This window comes from Mesorhizobium sp. P2_C7 (assembly GCF_056404515.1).
In genome coordinates this window covers 283,199-296,457 of record NZ_JBFUDW010000001.1, presented here as the reverse complement: position 1 = coordinate 296,457, position 13,259 = coordinate 283,199, and the positions used below count along the sequence as shown (strand labels likewise).

At 62.9% G+C, this 13,259-nt stretch carries 15 protein-coding genes; 11 read left to right on the top strand and 4 right to left on the bottom strand.

Annotated features, from left to right (window positions below):
• Together sdhA and AC1D2G_RS01440 are read left to right on the top strand one after the other, a co-directional pair.
• Complete coding sequence (gene sdhA, locus AC1D2G_RS01445; protein ID WP_457150753.1) at window positions 1-1,839, top strand: succinate dehydrogenase flavoprotein subunit; 1,839 nt, start codon at window positions 1-3, stop codon at window positions 1,837-1,839.
• Window positions 1,840-1,841: 2 nt separating this feature from the next.
• On the top strand, window positions 1,842-2,279 hold the full coding sequence (locus AC1D2G_RS01440; RefSeq protein WP_457150754.1) for a DUF3052 family protein: 438 nt from the start codon (window positions 1,842-1,844) through the stop codon (window positions 2,277-2,279).
• Here the strand turns inward: AC1D2G_RS01440 and AC1D2G_RS01435 are convergent.
• Window positions 2,257-2,475: a hypothetical protein gene (locus AC1D2G_RS01435; RefSeq protein ID WP_184872579.1), complete on the bottom strand. Its 219-nt coding sequence runs from the start codon at window positions 2,473-2,475 to the stop codon at window positions 2,257-2,259. The genes AC1D2G_RS01440 and AC1D2G_RS01435 overlap by 23 nt on opposite strands.
• A 437-nt stretch (window positions 2,476-2,912) precedes the next feature.
• Here AC1D2G_RS01435 and AC1D2G_RS01430 point away from each other — a divergent pair, with 437 nt between their 5' ends.
• From AC1D2G_RS01430 to AC1D2G_RS01420, 3 genes are all read left to right on the top strand, one after another.
• Window positions 2,913-4,337: a sulfatase-like hydrolase/transferase gene (locus AC1D2G_RS01430; protein WP_477411626.1), complete on the top strand. Its 1,425-nt coding sequence runs from the start codon at window positions 2,913-2,915 to the stop codon at window positions 4,335-4,337.
• A 97-nt stretch (window positions 4,338-4,434) separates the two neighbouring features.
• Window positions 4,435-5,214 carry a succinate dehydrogenase iron-sulfur subunit gene (locus tag AC1D2G_RS01425; RefSeq protein ID WP_379023766.1) on the top strand — a complete coding sequence of 260 codons (780 nt, stop codon included), beginning with the start codon at window positions 4,435-4,437 and terminating at the stop codon, window positions 5,212-5,214.
• A 232-nt stretch (window positions 5,215-5,446) separates the two neighbouring features.
• Window positions 5,447-6,088 (top strand): YceH family protein, encoded by a 642-nt coding sequence (locus AC1D2G_RS01420; protein ID WP_457152442.1) that lies wholly within the window; start codon window positions 5,447-5,449, stop codon window positions 6,086-6,088.
• 246 nt (window positions 6,089-6,334) lie between these two features.
• Here AC1D2G_RS01420 and AC1D2G_RS01415 read toward each other — a convergent pair whose 3' ends face one another.
• A complete protein-coding gene (locus AC1D2G_RS01415; RefSeq protein ID WP_457152441.1) occupies window positions 6,335-6,760 on the bottom strand; it encodes an OsmC family protein in 426 nt (141 codons plus the stop codon).
• A 254-nt stretch (window positions 6,761-7,014) separates the two neighbouring features.
• On the opposite strand from AC1D2G_RS01415, the gene AC1D2G_RS01410 reads away from it, so the two are divergent.
• The 3 genes from AC1D2G_RS01410 (at window position 7,015) to AC1D2G_RS01400 (ending at window position 8,248) form a co-directional block, all read left to right on the top strand.
• Window positions 7,015-7,233 carry a hypothetical protein gene (locus AC1D2G_RS01410; protein ID WP_095084396.1) on the top strand — a complete coding sequence of 73 codons (219 nt, stop codon included), beginning with the start codon at window positions 7,015-7,017 and terminating at the stop codon, window positions 7,231-7,233.
• Window positions 7,230-7,586: a YciI family protein gene (locus AC1D2G_RS01405; protein WP_457152440.1), complete on the top strand. Its 357-nt coding sequence runs from the start codon at window positions 7,230-7,232 to the stop codon at window positions 7,584-7,586. Before AC1D2G_RS01410 ends, AC1D2G_RS01405 begins: the two co-directional genes overlap by 4 nt.
• A gap of 134 nt (window positions 7,587-7,720) precedes the next feature.
• On the top strand, window positions 7,721-8,248 hold the full coding sequence (locus AC1D2G_RS01400; RefSeq protein ID WP_095084049.1) for a hypothetical protein: 528 nt from the start codon (window positions 7,721-7,723) through the stop codon (window positions 8,246-8,248).
• 53 nt (window positions 8,249-8,301) lie between these two features.
• Here the strand turns inward: AC1D2G_RS01400 and AC1D2G_RS01395 are convergent, their stop codons facing one another.
• A complete protein-coding gene (locus AC1D2G_RS01395; protein WP_477411625.1) occupies window positions 8,302-9,561 on the bottom strand; it encodes a ubiquinone biosynthesis hydroxylase in 1,260 nt (419 codons plus the stop codon).
• Between the two features lie 99 nt (window positions 9,562-9,660).
• Here AC1D2G_RS01395 and tesB point away from each other — a divergent pair, with 99 nt between their 5' ends.
• The 3 genes from tesB to AC1D2G_RS01380 all read left to right on the top strand — a co-directional run bounded on the left by tesB (window position 9,661) and on the right by AC1D2G_RS01380 (window position 12,479).
• On the top strand, window positions 9,661-10,536 hold the full coding sequence (tesB, locus tag AC1D2G_RS01390) for an acyl-CoA thioesterase II (RefSeq protein WP_477227558.1): 876 nt from the start codon (window positions 9,661-9,663) through the stop codon (window positions 10,534-10,536).
• Between the two features lie 217 nt (window positions 10,537-10,753).
• A complete protein-coding gene (locus AC1D2G_RS01385) occupies window positions 10,754-11,092 on the top strand; it encodes a P-II family nitrogen regulator (protein ID WP_095084051.1) in 339 nt (112 codons plus the stop codon).
• A 31-nt stretch (window positions 11,093-11,123) separates the two neighbouring features.
• Entirely contained in the window at window positions 11,124-12,479 is a 1,356-nt protein-coding gene (locus tag AC1D2G_RS01380) for an ammonium transporter (RefSeq protein WP_095084052.1), read from the top strand.
• A 309-nt stretch (window positions 12,480-12,788) separates the two neighbouring features.
• On the opposite strand, the gene AC1D2G_RS01375 is transcribed toward AC1D2G_RS01380, so the two are convergent.
• Complete coding sequence (locus tag AC1D2G_RS01375) at window positions 12,789-13,160, bottom strand: hypothetical protein (RefSeq protein ID WP_477411624.1); 372 nt, start codon at window positions 13,158-13,160, stop codon at window positions 12,789-12,791.
• Between the last annotated feature and the right edge of the window lie 99 nt (window positions 13,161-13,259).

Below are 13,259 nucleotides of genomic sequence, written 5' to 3'. Positions count from 1 at the left end.
TTGGCCAAGGACGCAAAAGGAGCCAACACCGGTTCCGCTTACACCTATGTCGATCACAAATTCGACGTGGTGGTCGTCGGCGCCGGTGGCGCCGGCCTGCGCGCCACGCTCGGCATGGCCGAACAGGGCCTGCGCACCGCCTGCATCACCAAGGTTTTCCCGACCCGCTCGCACACGGTGGCGGCGCAAGGCGGCATCGCCGCTTCGCTGTCCAACATGGGGCCCGATTCCTGGCAGTGGCATATGTACGACACCGTCAAGGGTTCGGACTGGCTGGGCGATGTCGACGCCATGGAATATCTGGTGCGCGAAGCGCCGGCGGCGGTCTACGAGCTCGAACATTACGGCGTGCCGTTCTCGCGCACCGAAGAAGGCAAGATCTACCAGCGGCCGTTCGGTGGCCACATGATGAATTACGGCGAAGGCCCGCCGGTGCAGCGTACCTGCGCGGCCGCAGACCGCACCGGCCACGCCATCCTGCACACGCTCTACGGCCAGTCGCTGAAGAACAACGCGCAGTTCTTCATCGAGTATTTCGCGCTCGACCTGATCATGGAGCCGGACGGCACCTGCACCGGCGTCGTCGCATGGAACCTCGACGACGGCACCATCCACCGCTTCTCGGCCAAGATGGTGGTGCTGGCGACCGGCGGCTATGGCCGCTCCTATTTCTCGGCGACTTCGGCGCATACCTGCACCGGCGACGGCGGCGGCATGGCCGCACGCGCCGGCTTTCCGCTGCAGGACATGGAGTTCGTGCAGTTCCACCCGACCGGCATCTATGGCGCCGGCTGCCTGATCACCGAAGGCGCGCGCGGCGAGGGCGGCTATCTCGTCAACTCCGAGGGCGAGCGCTTCATGGAGCGTTACGCGCCGTCGGCCAAGGACCTTGCCTCGCGCGACGTCGTCTCGCGCTGCATGACGCTGGAGATCCGCGAAGGACGCGGCGTCGGCCCGAAGAAGGACCACATCTTCCTGCACCTCGACCATCTCGATCCGGCCGTGCTGCACGAGCGGCTGCCGGGCATTTCGGAATCGGCAAAGATCTTTGCCGGCGTCGACCTGACCAAGGAGCCGATCCCGGTCCTGCCGACGGTGCACTACAATATGGGCGGCGTGCCGACCAATTACTGGGGCGAGGTGCTCAACCCGACGCCGAGGAGCCCGGACAAGGTGTCGCCCGGGCTGATGGCGGTCGGCGAGGCGGGCTGCGCCTCGGTGCATGGCGCCAACCGGCTGGGTTCGAACTCGCTGATCGACCTGGTGGTGTTCGGCCGCGCGGCCGCGATCCGGGCCGGCCAGGTCATCGACCGCAAGTCGGCGATCCCGGCGCCCAACGAAGCCTCTGTCGAAAAGATCATGGGCCGCTTCGACCGCCTGCGCCACGCCAACGGCTCGACGCCGACGGCAAGCTTGCGCGAAAAAATGCAGCGGGCAATGCAGGAAGACGCGGCGGTGTTCCGCACGCAGGAATCGCTGGAGAATGGCTGCAAGCGTATTTCGGAAATCTGGACCGAGCTCAAGGACATCAAAGTGTTCGACCGCTCGATGATCTGGAACTCCGACCTGGTCGAAACGCTGGAACTGGAAAACCTGATGGCCAACGCCATCACCACGGTCTACAGCGCCGAGGCGCGCAAGGAGAGCCGCGGGGCGCATGCGCGGGAAGACTTTTCGGCACGCGACGACACGGCCTGGCGCAAGCATACGCTGGCCCGGCTCAGCGAAGGCGGCAAGGTGACGCTGTCCTACCGGCCGGTGCATACCGAGCCGCTGCTGGCGGAAAAGGACGGCGGCATCAGCCTCGCCAAGATCGCGCCGAAGGCCAGGGTGTATTGACCATGGCGCTGGCGGCCTCGGGATATTCCGCTACGCCCCTTCCGGCCAAGCTCGGCCTGAAGGACGGGATGACCGCCGCCTTCATCGCGCTGCCATCGGAACTCGATGAGCTGGCCGATGCTGTTGCCTTTGCCAATGTCGACCGGCTGGCCGATTGGTCTGACATTTCGGGAACGACCCAAAAATACGATGCCGTCCATGCCTTCACCCGGCAGCGCGCCGAGATCGAGGATCGCCTCGGCGATGTCGAAGCGGCGATCAAGCGCGACGGCATGGTCTGGGTGTCCTGGCCGAAGAAGGCATCGAAGGTGCCGACCGACGTCACCGAGAGCGTCGTTCGCGCCGAGGCGCTGAAGCGCGACCTGGTCGATGTGAAAGTCGCCGCCGTCAATGAAATCTGGTCCGGGCTGAAGCTCGTCATCCGAAAAGACCGCAGGTAACGGTTGAACTGACGCTCCCCAAGAATTCGAAGATCCAGCAAGGCAAAACCTGACCGAAGCCGGATGGCGCACGGTCTCTATCGCGCTTTTCGATGACCTCTGCGATATGGCTGGCGCTGTCGACTTTGCACAGATCGACCGGCTGGCCCGTCTGATCGAGAATTTCGGCGCTCGCCTGAAATACGAGGCCGTCCATCTATCACACAACAATGCGCTTAGAGCGGTTCACCGTTTCACGGAAACGTCGAACCGCTCATGCACGCCGTTCGCCCAAAACCGAGGTCACTTTTGAGCGACGTATATTAGCGATCTCGAAAGTAATTGGCCGTTTGATATTTGCGCTCATCAGCATTGCCTTAGTATAGCTTTAAGTGATTCTCGATATCCACTTCCGAAATCGTCGATCGAGTGCGAAGTATGCGCGGATTTCATGCTATTCGTTGCTGGCCAATTGGATCATTGGTCAGCGTCGCGACAGTGGGGTCGCTCACCTGGCTCGTGTCGCTGGTTTATCTTCAGGAGAAAAGGCTGCTGGCGGTCCTTGGCCTGGGCGCTCTGTGCTCGCTTCTCTTGCTGGATCGCCTCCAAGGGGTCAGGACGGATCAGCCAACAAGCAGGTGGTTCAGCGCCTACTTGTCGCTTATTCCTTGTTTTCTCTTCCTTTTCTATGTCTACGTCGAAAGTGTTTTCGGCTATTTCGATTGGGGCGCGATGTTCATGCATGTCGACGCCGGAGTTCTCACGCCCGGTGTCGTTCTCGAATGTCTGGTGAATACGGGAAGCACGATACTGGTCATTTTGGTCGTTCTTTTCGGCCTTGGCGCACTGAAGGCGCGCGGCACGCTGACACGAAGATTGGACGTTGCCTTGATGGCGTTCTTCCTGGCGGCAAACCCGATGCTGACGCGCCCGATCGCGGCTGCGATCCATCTCAACCCGCTGCATGATTTCCTGTCCAAGCGGTTCGTCGATATCACCTCTTTGACAAAACCGGCCGGAACAGCGTCGGAGACCGTCGCGCCAAGGAACCTCATTCATATTTTCATCGAGAGTGCCGAGCGCACCTACATGAACGAGGCGGAGTTCGGCGACGTCATGGGCCCGCTGCGCGAATTCGACAGGCGTGGCGTTTCGGCGACCAACATGGTGCAACTTGCCTACACCAACAACTCCATCTCCGGGATGGTCGCCGCCAACTGTGGAACGCCGCTGCTAATAACGTATTTCACAACGCGCCAGTACATGGAGGAGAATTCGCAATTCCTGCCAGGCCTGACCTGCCTGGGCGATGTTCTGAAGGCGCGAGGCTATCAGCAGAACTTCATTTCCGGTTGGCCGCTCGGCTTCACCGGTCAGGGAGAATTCTATTCCACCCATGGCTATTCATCGCTGTTTGGGGGATCCGAAGTGGTGGCCGCCGTCGGTGGGCGTGGCAGCTCTTTTGGCGCCGATGACGCCCAGGTTCTGGACATGAGCTTCGACGTTTTGCGGCGCGCGAACCGAGACGGCAAACCGGTCTCGCTGACGATCGCCGTCAGTGGTGGGCATGCGCCGGATGGCTACCTGACTGACAAATGTATCGGCAAGACAGGACTTTCCCCACAAGCCCCCAATATTCTCCATGCCGTGAAATGCACCAACATGCTGGTCGCAGACTTCATCCACAAAGCCGAGGCCGAAGGTCTGATGAGGAACACCGTTCTGGCGTTGCAAAGTGACCACCTCAGCGCGCCGAGCACGGTGACGGATCGGCTGAACACGTTTGAACGGCGCAATTTTTTCTCCCTGTCGGGCGATGGCATTCCCTCCAAGGCGTATACCAGGCTTTCGGGCACGATTGACGTATTTCCCTCCATTCTGGAGGCGCTAGGCGTGCCGCTCCCAAATGACCAGGCTGCCCTTGGCGTTTCGCTGCTTGGGGATCGACCGACGCTGGTCCAGGCACTTGGACAGGGCCAGTTCGATGACGCGATCCATGCCGAGGATGTGCTCGTCAGATCATTCTGGCAGCTGAAACCGGCACGGACGGCCGCGGCGTCCGAGGCTGAGCCGCATTAATGCCAGGGTGCACACCGGCGGCAAGTGTTCGATGCCAGATAGCGCCTTGATTTGGCACCCAGAAGCCGATTAAAAGGTCACGTTCAGAGGCACGCCAATGGTCGAACTTACGCTCCCCAAGAACTCGAAGGTCCAGCAGGGCAAGACCTGGCCGAAGCCGGAAGGCGCGACCAATCTCAGGGAATACCGCATCTACCGCTGGTCGCCGGACGATGACGAGAACCCGCGCATCGACAGCTATTTCGTCGACATGGACGATTGCGGGCCGATGGTGCTCGACGCGCTGCTATGGATCAAGAACAAGATCGACCCGACGCTGACCTTGCGCCGCTCCTGCCGCGAGGGCATCTGCGGCTCCTGCGCCATGAACATCGACGGCTCCAACACGCTCGCCTGCACGAAGGGCTGCGACGATATTTCCGGCGCCGTCAAGGTCTACCCGCTGCCGCATATGCAGGTGGTCAAGGACCTGGTGCCCGACCTCACCAATTTCTATGCCCAGCACGCCTCGATCCAGCCGTGGCTGAAGACGGTGTCGCCGGAGCCGGCCAAGGAATGGCTGCAGAGCCATGAGGAGCGCGAGAAGCTGGATGGCCTCTACGAGTGCATCCTGTGCGCCTGCTGCTCGACCTCGTGCCCGAGCTACTGGTGGAACGGCGACCGCTATCTCGGCCCGGCAACGCTGCTGCAGGCCTATCGCTGGCTGATCGATTCCCGCGACGAGGCCAAGGGCGAGCGGCTCGACAACCTCGAAGACCCGTTCCGGCTCTATCGCTGCCACACCATCATGAACTGCGCGCAGACCTGTCCCAAGGGCCTCAACCCGGCCAAGGCGATCGCCGAGATCAAGAAGATGATGGTGGAGAGAAGGGTGTAGTTTTAGTGGGGAAATCACCTCAGCCGTTGCGATCCTTCCCACCCCCCTCTGTCCTGCCGGACATCTCCCCCGCAAGGGGGGAGATTGGCCGTCATCCCGGCTTTCGCTAATTTCCAACTTTGCGAGAATGGTCTGACCGCGCTAAAGCTGCCGATCTCCCCCCTTGCGGGGGAGATGTCCGGCAGGACAGAGGGGGGTGCTGTCCYGCCGGCCTCAGAAGGATAGCGACGCCATGACAGATACCGACCTTCCCATTCTCTCCCCTGTCGAGGCGCGCGTGCTCGGCTGCCTGATCGAGAAGAAGGAGCTGACGCCGGATGTCTATCCGCTGACGCTCAACGGCGCGCATGCCGCGGCCAACCAGAAGACGGCGCGCGAGCCGGTGATGGCGGTCGAACTTGTCGAGGTCAGGCGGGCGCTGAGCCAGTTGGAGCAGAAGGGCCTGGTCCGGCAGGTCTTCGCCTCGCGCGTCGAGCGCTACGAGCACCAGGTGGCGCAGCGCTTTTCGCTCACCTCGGCGCAGATCGCGCTGATCGGCCTGATGCTGTTGCGCGGCGCGCAGACGGCGCACGAATTGCTGGCGCGAGCCGAGCGCATGGCGCGGTTTTCGTCGATCGAGGCGCTGCGCACCGACCTCGACCTGCTGATCGGCCGCCGGCCGCCGCTGGTGGTGCTGATCGAGCGCGGCCCCGGCCAGCGCGAGGAGCGTTTTATGCATCTGCTGAGTGGCGCGGTGCAGATCACGCCCGTCGCCATGCATCAGGCCCCGCCGGTCGCCTCATCGGTCCCCGGCCTCGAAGAGCGCATCAGTACCCTCGAGGAAGAAGTTGCGAGGCTGCGCACCCTCATCGAGGCGCTGACCGGCGGCCGCTGACCCGAGAGTCCGTTTCAGATGATCATTGTCGACGTTGGGCGCCGCCCCTCATTGCCCTGCCGGGCATTTCTCCCCGTATAGGGACGGGGAGAAAGAGGACGGCCGCGACGCCGGCGTTCTTTTTGCAGCGCTGGTGATTGGCGAAACCGTCGATGTGAGCGCCCCTCTCCCCGTCCCTATACGGGGAGAGGATGCCAGCAGGCAGGTGAGGGGCGGCGCAAACGTCAGCAGGCTCTGCGATATTGTTTACCCAAGCCTGGCGTCGAGCGACACTTTTATGGCGCCGAGTGCCTTGGAGACCGGGCATTCGGCCTTGGCCTTCTCGGCCAATTCCTTGAATTTCGCCGCCTCGATGCCCGGCACCTTGCCGACCACAGTGAGGGCGCTGCCGGTGATGCCGGTGCCGGGAACCAGCGTCACCACGGCCTTGGCGTCGAGCTCGGTGGCGGGCGTGCCGTTTTCAGCCAGGAAGTGCGAGAATTGCATAGCGTAGCAGCCGGCATGCGCCGCGGCGATCAGCTCTTCCGGATTGGTGCCGGATTTGCCGCTCTCGTCCTCGAAGCGCGCCTTGAACGAATAGGGCGTGCCCTTCAGGGCCCCGCTCTGCGTATCGAGCGTGCCGTTGCCCTCTTTCAGATTGCCTTTCCAGACGGCGTTTGCGGTGCGGTCCATGAATTCCTCCTTGGTTGTCGTGGTGGGTTGTCGTGGCTGGTTGCCGGGCTTGTGATCGGGATTGGGGCCGGCGTCCGGTCAACTATAGCGCGCGCAGACGCGAAGGCCACTGCGCTCTTTGGACCACTGCACGGGTGTCGACGGCGGTCGCTTCGATTCTTTTTGAAAAAATGCGCGTGCAGAAATGTCGACTTTGATCCGCCTCGCCCGTCCTGCGGGCGGCCACGCAAGTTGATAGCCGGATGGAGGATCACATGGATATGCTGTTTTGTGCGCATTGGAAGAAAAAGGCCGGCCGCGGAGGCGGTGGACAGGAAGCCGACTGGATGCACCAGCCCGCGCCGGCGTTCGGCCGGTTTCTGGCGGCGGTTGCCATCATCGGGGTTGCGGTGTGCATTCTCGACCACGCTGCGGCGGGCAAGGGCCGGGCCGACACGCTCGTCGCCTCGACACAGCAAGGGAGCTCGAAATGAAATATGTTTGCCTGGTCTATGGTGAGGAAAAGGATCTTCACGCGCTGACCCCGGCGGGGTCGGACAAGCTYAACGCCGATTCGCTGGCCTATGACCGATCGCTCGAGGACAAAGGCCTGCTGATCGTGGCCGAGGCGCTGCAATCGGTGACGTCAGCCAAAACCGTGCGCCGGCGCCAGGGCAAGCGGCTAGTCACCGACGGGCCCTTCACCGAGACCAAGGAGCAGTTGCTCGGCTTCGTCATGGTCGAGGCAAGGGATCTCGAAGAGGCACTGGACATTGCCGCCGGTATTCCGCTGGCCGAACTCGGCACCATCGAGGTCCGCGCCATCTACGACATACCCGGATCATAGATCCGTGCCATGCGTTGCGGCCATTTCGAAACCAGGGCGTTCGGTCAAGCGAACGTCTCGGTCGATCGCAACTTTTGCGCGTTGATGCAAGGCAAGAGTTCTCCTATCGTCACCTGGATTTTGGGGGATTCTTCATGCCTTTCCTGATTGCGATCCTTGGCGTGTTGGGCGCGGCGGCGTTCTGGTGGTACCGGATGAAGGCGATGAACGAGGCGGCGCGTGACGTTGCCGATGTCATCGGTCGGGTCCAGGGCTCCGTGCGCCGCAAGAAGCTGCGCAAGCAGGCGGCCCTGTCGCCGCTGACGGCGATCGACGATCCGGTGGTGGCGGCCGCGACGTTGATCACCGCCATCGTTTCCGAAGATGGGCCTGTGCTACCGCAGCGCGAGGCGGTCATTCGCGCGGTGATTTCCGAGATCGCCGACAAGAAGAAGACCGACGAGGCGGTGATCTACGCCAAATGGGCCGCGTCACAGATCGACGACACGACGATCGTCATCGACAAGCTGGCGCCGTTCTTGCGCGAACGGCTCGATGTGGCCGAGCGAAACGATCTGCTGCAGATGGTCAACCGCGCCGCGCAAGGTGGCGAGAAACGCCTTGAGATCGCCGACCAGCGCATATTGCGGCTGCGGCAGAAGCTGGGCTTCGAAGTCAACTGATGTTCGGCTGAGGCCACCTGACCTGAATCTCAACACACCCTGGCATGTCGGTGTCAGATCGCCTCGCCCTTCAGCAGGCGCGGCGTCCCGGCGGACAATCCCGATGCCTGGCGGATAAAAAACTCCTTCAGTCGCGGCATGCGCTCGACCAGGCCGAGCCCGATGTCACGGACGGCGCGCAGCGGGCCGATGTCGTTGGAAAACAGCCGGTTCAGCACGTCCGTGGTGATGCCCATCTGTACGGTGTCGAAGCGCCGCCACTGCTGGTAGCGTTCGAGCACGTCGAGCGCGCCGATGTCCTGGCCGAGGCGGTCGGCCTCGACGATCACTTCGGCCAGAGCGGCGACATCCTTGAAGCCGAGATTGAGGCCCTGGCCGGCGATCGGGTGGATGCCGTGGGCGGCGTCGCCGGCCAGCGCTATGCGCGGCGCGACGAAGGCGCGCGCGATGGTCAGGCCGAGCGGCCAGGCGCGCGGCTTGTCCGCGACCCGGATCTCGCCAAGCTTCAGGCTGAAACGCTGTTCGAGTTCGTGCTCGAAGACGAGATCGTCACCGGCAACCAGCTTCTCGGCATCGGGCGTGCGCTCGACCCAGACGATCGACGAACGGTTGGTGCCGTCCTCGCCGGGCTTGAGCGGCAGCGTGGCAAACGGGCCGGCCGGCAGGAAATGTTCTTCCGCGCGGCCATTGTGCGGGCGTTCATGCGCCACCGTACAGACGATGCCGGACTGGCCATATTCCCACTTCACCGTCTTGATGCCGGCCATGTCGCGCAGCTTCGAGTTGACGCCGTCGGCGGCAACCAGCAGCCGGGTCTTCAGCGTCGCACCGTCGGCAAGATGCACGGTGATGCCGGCGCCGTTGGTCTCAAAACCCTGCACGGCGACGCCTTCGATGATGTCGATGCCGAGTTTCTCGGCGCTGGCCCGTAAGGCGCCGTTCAGCGCCCGGTTGGCGACCATATGGGCAAAGGGTTCGCCCGGTGCGACCTCGCCGTCGAAGGTCAGGAAAACCGGGCGCACCGGGTCGGAGGTGCGCGAATCGGTGATGATCATCTCGGTGATCGCCTGGGCCTGCGGCGCGATCTCGGCCCACACGCCGAGCTGGTCGAGCATGCGGCAGGCGGCGGCGGCGATGGCCGATGCGCGGCCATCCCTTTGCCAGGCGCCGGCGGGCGCGGCATCGACCAGAGCGACGGCAAGGCCCGGACGCGCCTGCTTCAGCGAGACGGCGCTGGCCAAGCCGACATAGCCGGCACCGGCGACCAGAACATCGAGCCCGGATCTGTTTTTTGCGTCGGTCTTGCGTTCCATCTTCTTCGCTCCTTCCACGCCGACCGGGCTTGCGCCCTTGACTGCCTGTCCGTCCTGTCGGAAACCGCCATAACACTTCTGCGGCAAGGGTGCGAAAATATGACGGCTGCCATGGACGAGCTTCTCGGCATTCTCGACCTCGAGAAGCTGGAACACAATCTGTATCGTGGTCGCAGCCCCTTGCTGGACTGGCAGCGCGTGTTCGGCGGGCAGACCATCGCCCAGGCACTGGTGGCGGCCCAGCGGACAGTCGACCCAGATCGCCACGTGCATTCGCTTCACGGCTATTTCATGCGGCCCGGCGACACCAAGGTGCCGATCGTCTACGAGGTCGACCGGATCCGCGACGGCGGCTCCTTCACCACGCGCCGCGTGGTGGCGATCCAGCATGGCCAGGCGATCTTTTCGCTGGAAGCCTCGTTCCAGCAGGACGAGGTCGGCCTCGAACACCAGGTGCCGATGCCGCAGGACGTCCCGGCGCCAGACACATTGCTGTCGCAGCGCGAATTGCTCGGCAAGTTCGGCGAGGCGGTGCCCGAAGGCATCAAGCGCTACTGGGAGCGCGACCGGCCGATCGAGATGAAGCCGGTCATGCTGAAGCACTACACCAGTCGCGAAAAGCTGGAGCCGAAGCAGAACATCTGGATCCGCACGACCGGTCCGGTGCCGGCGGATCGCGCTATCCAGGCGGCGGTGCTGGCCTATCTTTCCGACATGACGCTGCTCGACACGTCAACCTTCGCGCATGGCCGCGCCATTTTCGATCGCGACATCCAGGCGGCAAGCCTCGATCACGCCATGTGGTTTCATCGCAGCCATCCGCTCGACGACTGGATGCTCTACACGCAAGACAGCCCTTCAACTCAGGGGTCGCGCGGCTTTACGCGGGGCTCGCTGTTTGCCCGCGATGGCACGCTGATCGCCTCGGTTGCCCAGGAAGGGCTGATCCGTCTCAAGCGATCGCCTGCAGAGTAGGCATTTTGAGAAAATTGCCTAATTTTTAAGCAGGCGGTTTGCCGCTGTTGCGGGCACGTCGTCGCTTTGGCGGCCTCAATTCCTTTGTTTACAACAGGTTAACACCCTGCTTCGGCAATTGGCACGGAGCTTGAATCCTATCGGGCACTCTCCGGCTCTTTGGGTTCGGTGAAGTCGTGCAAACGCGGGGGACCGCAACAGCAAAGGGTGAAACCTTATGAAAATCGTGATGGCAATCATCAAGCCGTTCAAGCTCGACGAGGTGCGTGAAGCGCTTACCGCCGTCGGCATCCAGGGCCTGACCGTCACCGAAGTCAAAGGCTACGGGCGTCAGAAGGGACATACGGAAATCTATCGCGGAGCGGAATACGCGGTCAGTTTCCTGCCGAAGATCAAGATCGAAGTCGCGGTCAGTGCCGACGTGGTCGACAAGGCCGTCGAGGCTATCACCGCGGCCGCCAAGACCGGCCAGATCGGCGACGGCAAGATCTTCGTTTTCGGCATCGATCAGGCGGTGCGCATCCGCACCGGCGAAACAGACACCGACGCGCTCTGAGCGGCGAACACGTATTCCAATGGAGAGTTCAATGAATATTCCTTCCACCTTGAAGACGACGGGACGCGCCGCCCTTTTAGGGTCGCTCGCTCTCGCAGCATTGGGCACGGTCGCCGCCTTCGCGCAGGAAGCGGCTCCCGCCGCGGCCGCGGCTGCACCGGCTGCTGCCCCCACCCCGGTGCTCGACACCGGCAACACCGCCTGGATGCTGACCTCGACGGCGTTGGTGCTGATGATGACCATTCCGGGCCTGGCGCTGTTTTACGGCGGCATGGTGCGCAAAAAGAACGTGCTTGCCACGATCATGCAGAGCTTTGCCATCACCTGCCTGGTGACGGTGCTGTGGTTCATGTTCGGCTATTCGCTGGCCTTCTCCGACGGTGGCGGCATGAATGCCTACCTCGGCGGCACCTCGAAATTCTTCCATCACGGCATCACCACAGCCTCGCTGTGGCTGCCGGGCGTCGCGAACATTCCTGAATTCGTCTTCTCGATGTTCCAGATGACCTTCGCCATCATCACCCCGGCGCTGATTGCCGGCGCCTTCGCCGAACGCTTCAAATTCTCGGCGCTGCTGATCTTCATGGCGCTCTGGCTGCTCGTCGTCTACGTGCCGATCGCGCATTGGGTCTGGGGTGGCGGCTTCCTCGGCACGGCTGGCGTGCTCGACTTCGCCGGCGGTACGGTCGTCCACATCAACGCCGGTGTCGCCGGTCTGGTCTGCGCGCTGGTTCTCGGCAAGCGCGAAGGCTACGGCACCACCAACATGGCGCCGCACAACCTGGTCTACTCGGTGATCGGTGCTTCCCTGCTGTGGGTCGGCTGGTTCGGCTTCAACGCCGGTTCGGAACTGGCTGCCGACGGCCTCGCCGGTGCCGCCATGCTCAACACCCAGGTTGCCACCGCAGCAGCAGCGTTGGCCTGGATGTTCGCCGAATGGATCGTCGCCAAGAAGCCCTCCGTGCTCGGCATCATCTCGGGTGCCGTTGCCGGCCTGGTCGCGGTGACGCCGGCTTCCGGCTTCGTCAACCCGACCGGCGCCTTCATCGTCGGCATCGTTGCCGGCGTCGTCTGCTATCTCTCGGCGGTCAAGGTCAAGCACATGTTCGGCTATGACGACTCGCTTGATGCGTTCGGCGTGCACGGCGTTGGCGGCATCATCGGCGCCCTGCTCACCGGCGTGCTCGCCGATCCGGCGATCAACAGCCTGTCGTCGGGTGCTTCGCTCGGCAAGCAGATCTACGGCGTCGCCGTCACCATCGTGTGGACGGCCATCGCCACCTTCGTGATCCTCTACATCGTCAAGGCGCTCGTCGGCTTGCGTCCGACGACCCAGGAAGAGGTCGAGGGCCTCGACATCTCCCAGCATGGCGAAGTGGTGCCGTAAGGCCAGCTTAGCCAAGGGGCCGGTGGAACCCTCCTCCCGCCGGCCCCCTTACCTGCCTACGCAATTCCGAACGGAAAACCACCGCACATTTTCCTGGAATTGCCTTGAAAGATCCCGTCGTGACGCTCCCGAAAGGAGGTCACGCATTGAGGCCCGGACACGTTCCGGGCCTCTTTTTTGGTACCACGCCGACAGGCGTCTTGATCGAGCCGAGGTTCGATCTTTTCTGGCGTGCCCTGTGCCCGTTGCGAGGCCGCGCGTGGACAGGGCTTGAGCAGGATCTCCCGACAAACCGTTCCGGCGGCAGCCCTATCCGCCGGCGCCGTCGTCCATCATGGTGTTTGTCAGCGTCTCATAGGCCCTGCTGCATGTCTGGGAATGAGGGCAACTCCTGACAATCAGCACAGGCGCCACCGTCAGGACGGCCGCGATGAAAATCTGCAGGCCGAGCCCCAGCAATCCAAATCCTTTGCCGAAAAGACCCCTGTACAAAAAATACAGGCCTTGCATCAGACAGGCGGTGGCGAGGGTGTGCAGCAGCGGGCTGGTCGCCCTGGCAAAGGGTGTCACGTAGCCATCCGGAAAGCCCACCATGCCGAGTTCGACAAACCAGTGCAAAGCGAGCAGGAGACTGAGCCCTGCCCAGCCCAGAACCGCCACGCGAAGGATGACAGATTGCATGCCTCTACCCAAATTGATGGCCCTGCGGCAGCGTCACGGCCCTTTCTCATGTCGCTTTCCTCGGGCAGCAAGCGGCTCAACCGTCGGCAACGAGGTTTG

Coding starts and splice junctions, on each gene's coding strand:
- AC1D2G_RS01440 (WP_457150754.1), top strand. CDS start 1,842: ATGGCGCTGGCGGCCTCGGGATATTCCGCTACGCCCCTTCCGGCCAAG.
- AC1D2G_RS01435 (WP_184872579.1), bottom strand. CDS start 2,475: ATGGACGGCCTCGTATTTCAGGCGAGCGCCGAAATTCTCGATCAGACG.
- AC1D2G_RS01425 (WP_379023766.1), top strand. CDS start 4,435: ATGGTCGAACTTACGCTCCCCAAGAACTCGAAGGTCCAGCAGGGCAAG.
- AC1D2G_RS01420 (WP_457152442.1), top strand. CDS start 5,447: ATGACAGATACCGACCTTCCCATTCTCTCCCCTGTCGAGGCGCGCGTG.
- AC1D2G_RS01415 (WP_457152441.1), bottom strand. CDS start 6,760: ATGGACCGCACCGCAAACGCCGTCTGGAAAGGCAATCTGAAAGAGGGC.
- AC1D2G_RS01410 (WP_095084396.1), top strand. CDS start 7,015: ATGGATATGCTGTTTTGTGCGCATTGGAAGAAAAAGGCCGGCCGCGGA.
- AC1D2G_RS01400 (WP_095084049.1), top strand. CDS start 7,721: ATGCCTTTCCTGATTGCGATCCTTGGCGTGTTGGGCGCGGCGGCGTTC.
- AC1D2G_RS01395 (WP_477411625.1), bottom strand. CDS start 9,561: ATGGAACGCAAGACCGACGCAAAAAACAGATCCGGGCTCGATGTTCTG.
- tesB (WP_477227558.1), top strand. CDS start 9,661: ATGACGGCTGCCATGGACGAGCTTCTCGGCATTCTCGACCTCGAGAAG.
- AC1D2G_RS01385 (WP_095084051.1), top strand. CDS start 10,754: ATGAAAATCGTGATGGCAATCATCAAGCCGTTCAAGCTCGACGAGGTG.
- AC1D2G_RS01380 (WP_095084052.1), top strand. CDS start 11,124: ATGAATATTCCTTCCACCTTGAAGACGACGGGACGCGCCGCCCTTTTA.
- AC1D2G_RS01375 (WP_477411624.1), bottom strand. CDS start 13,160: ATGCAATCTGTCATCCTTCGCGTGGCGGTTCTGGGCTGGGCAGGGCTC.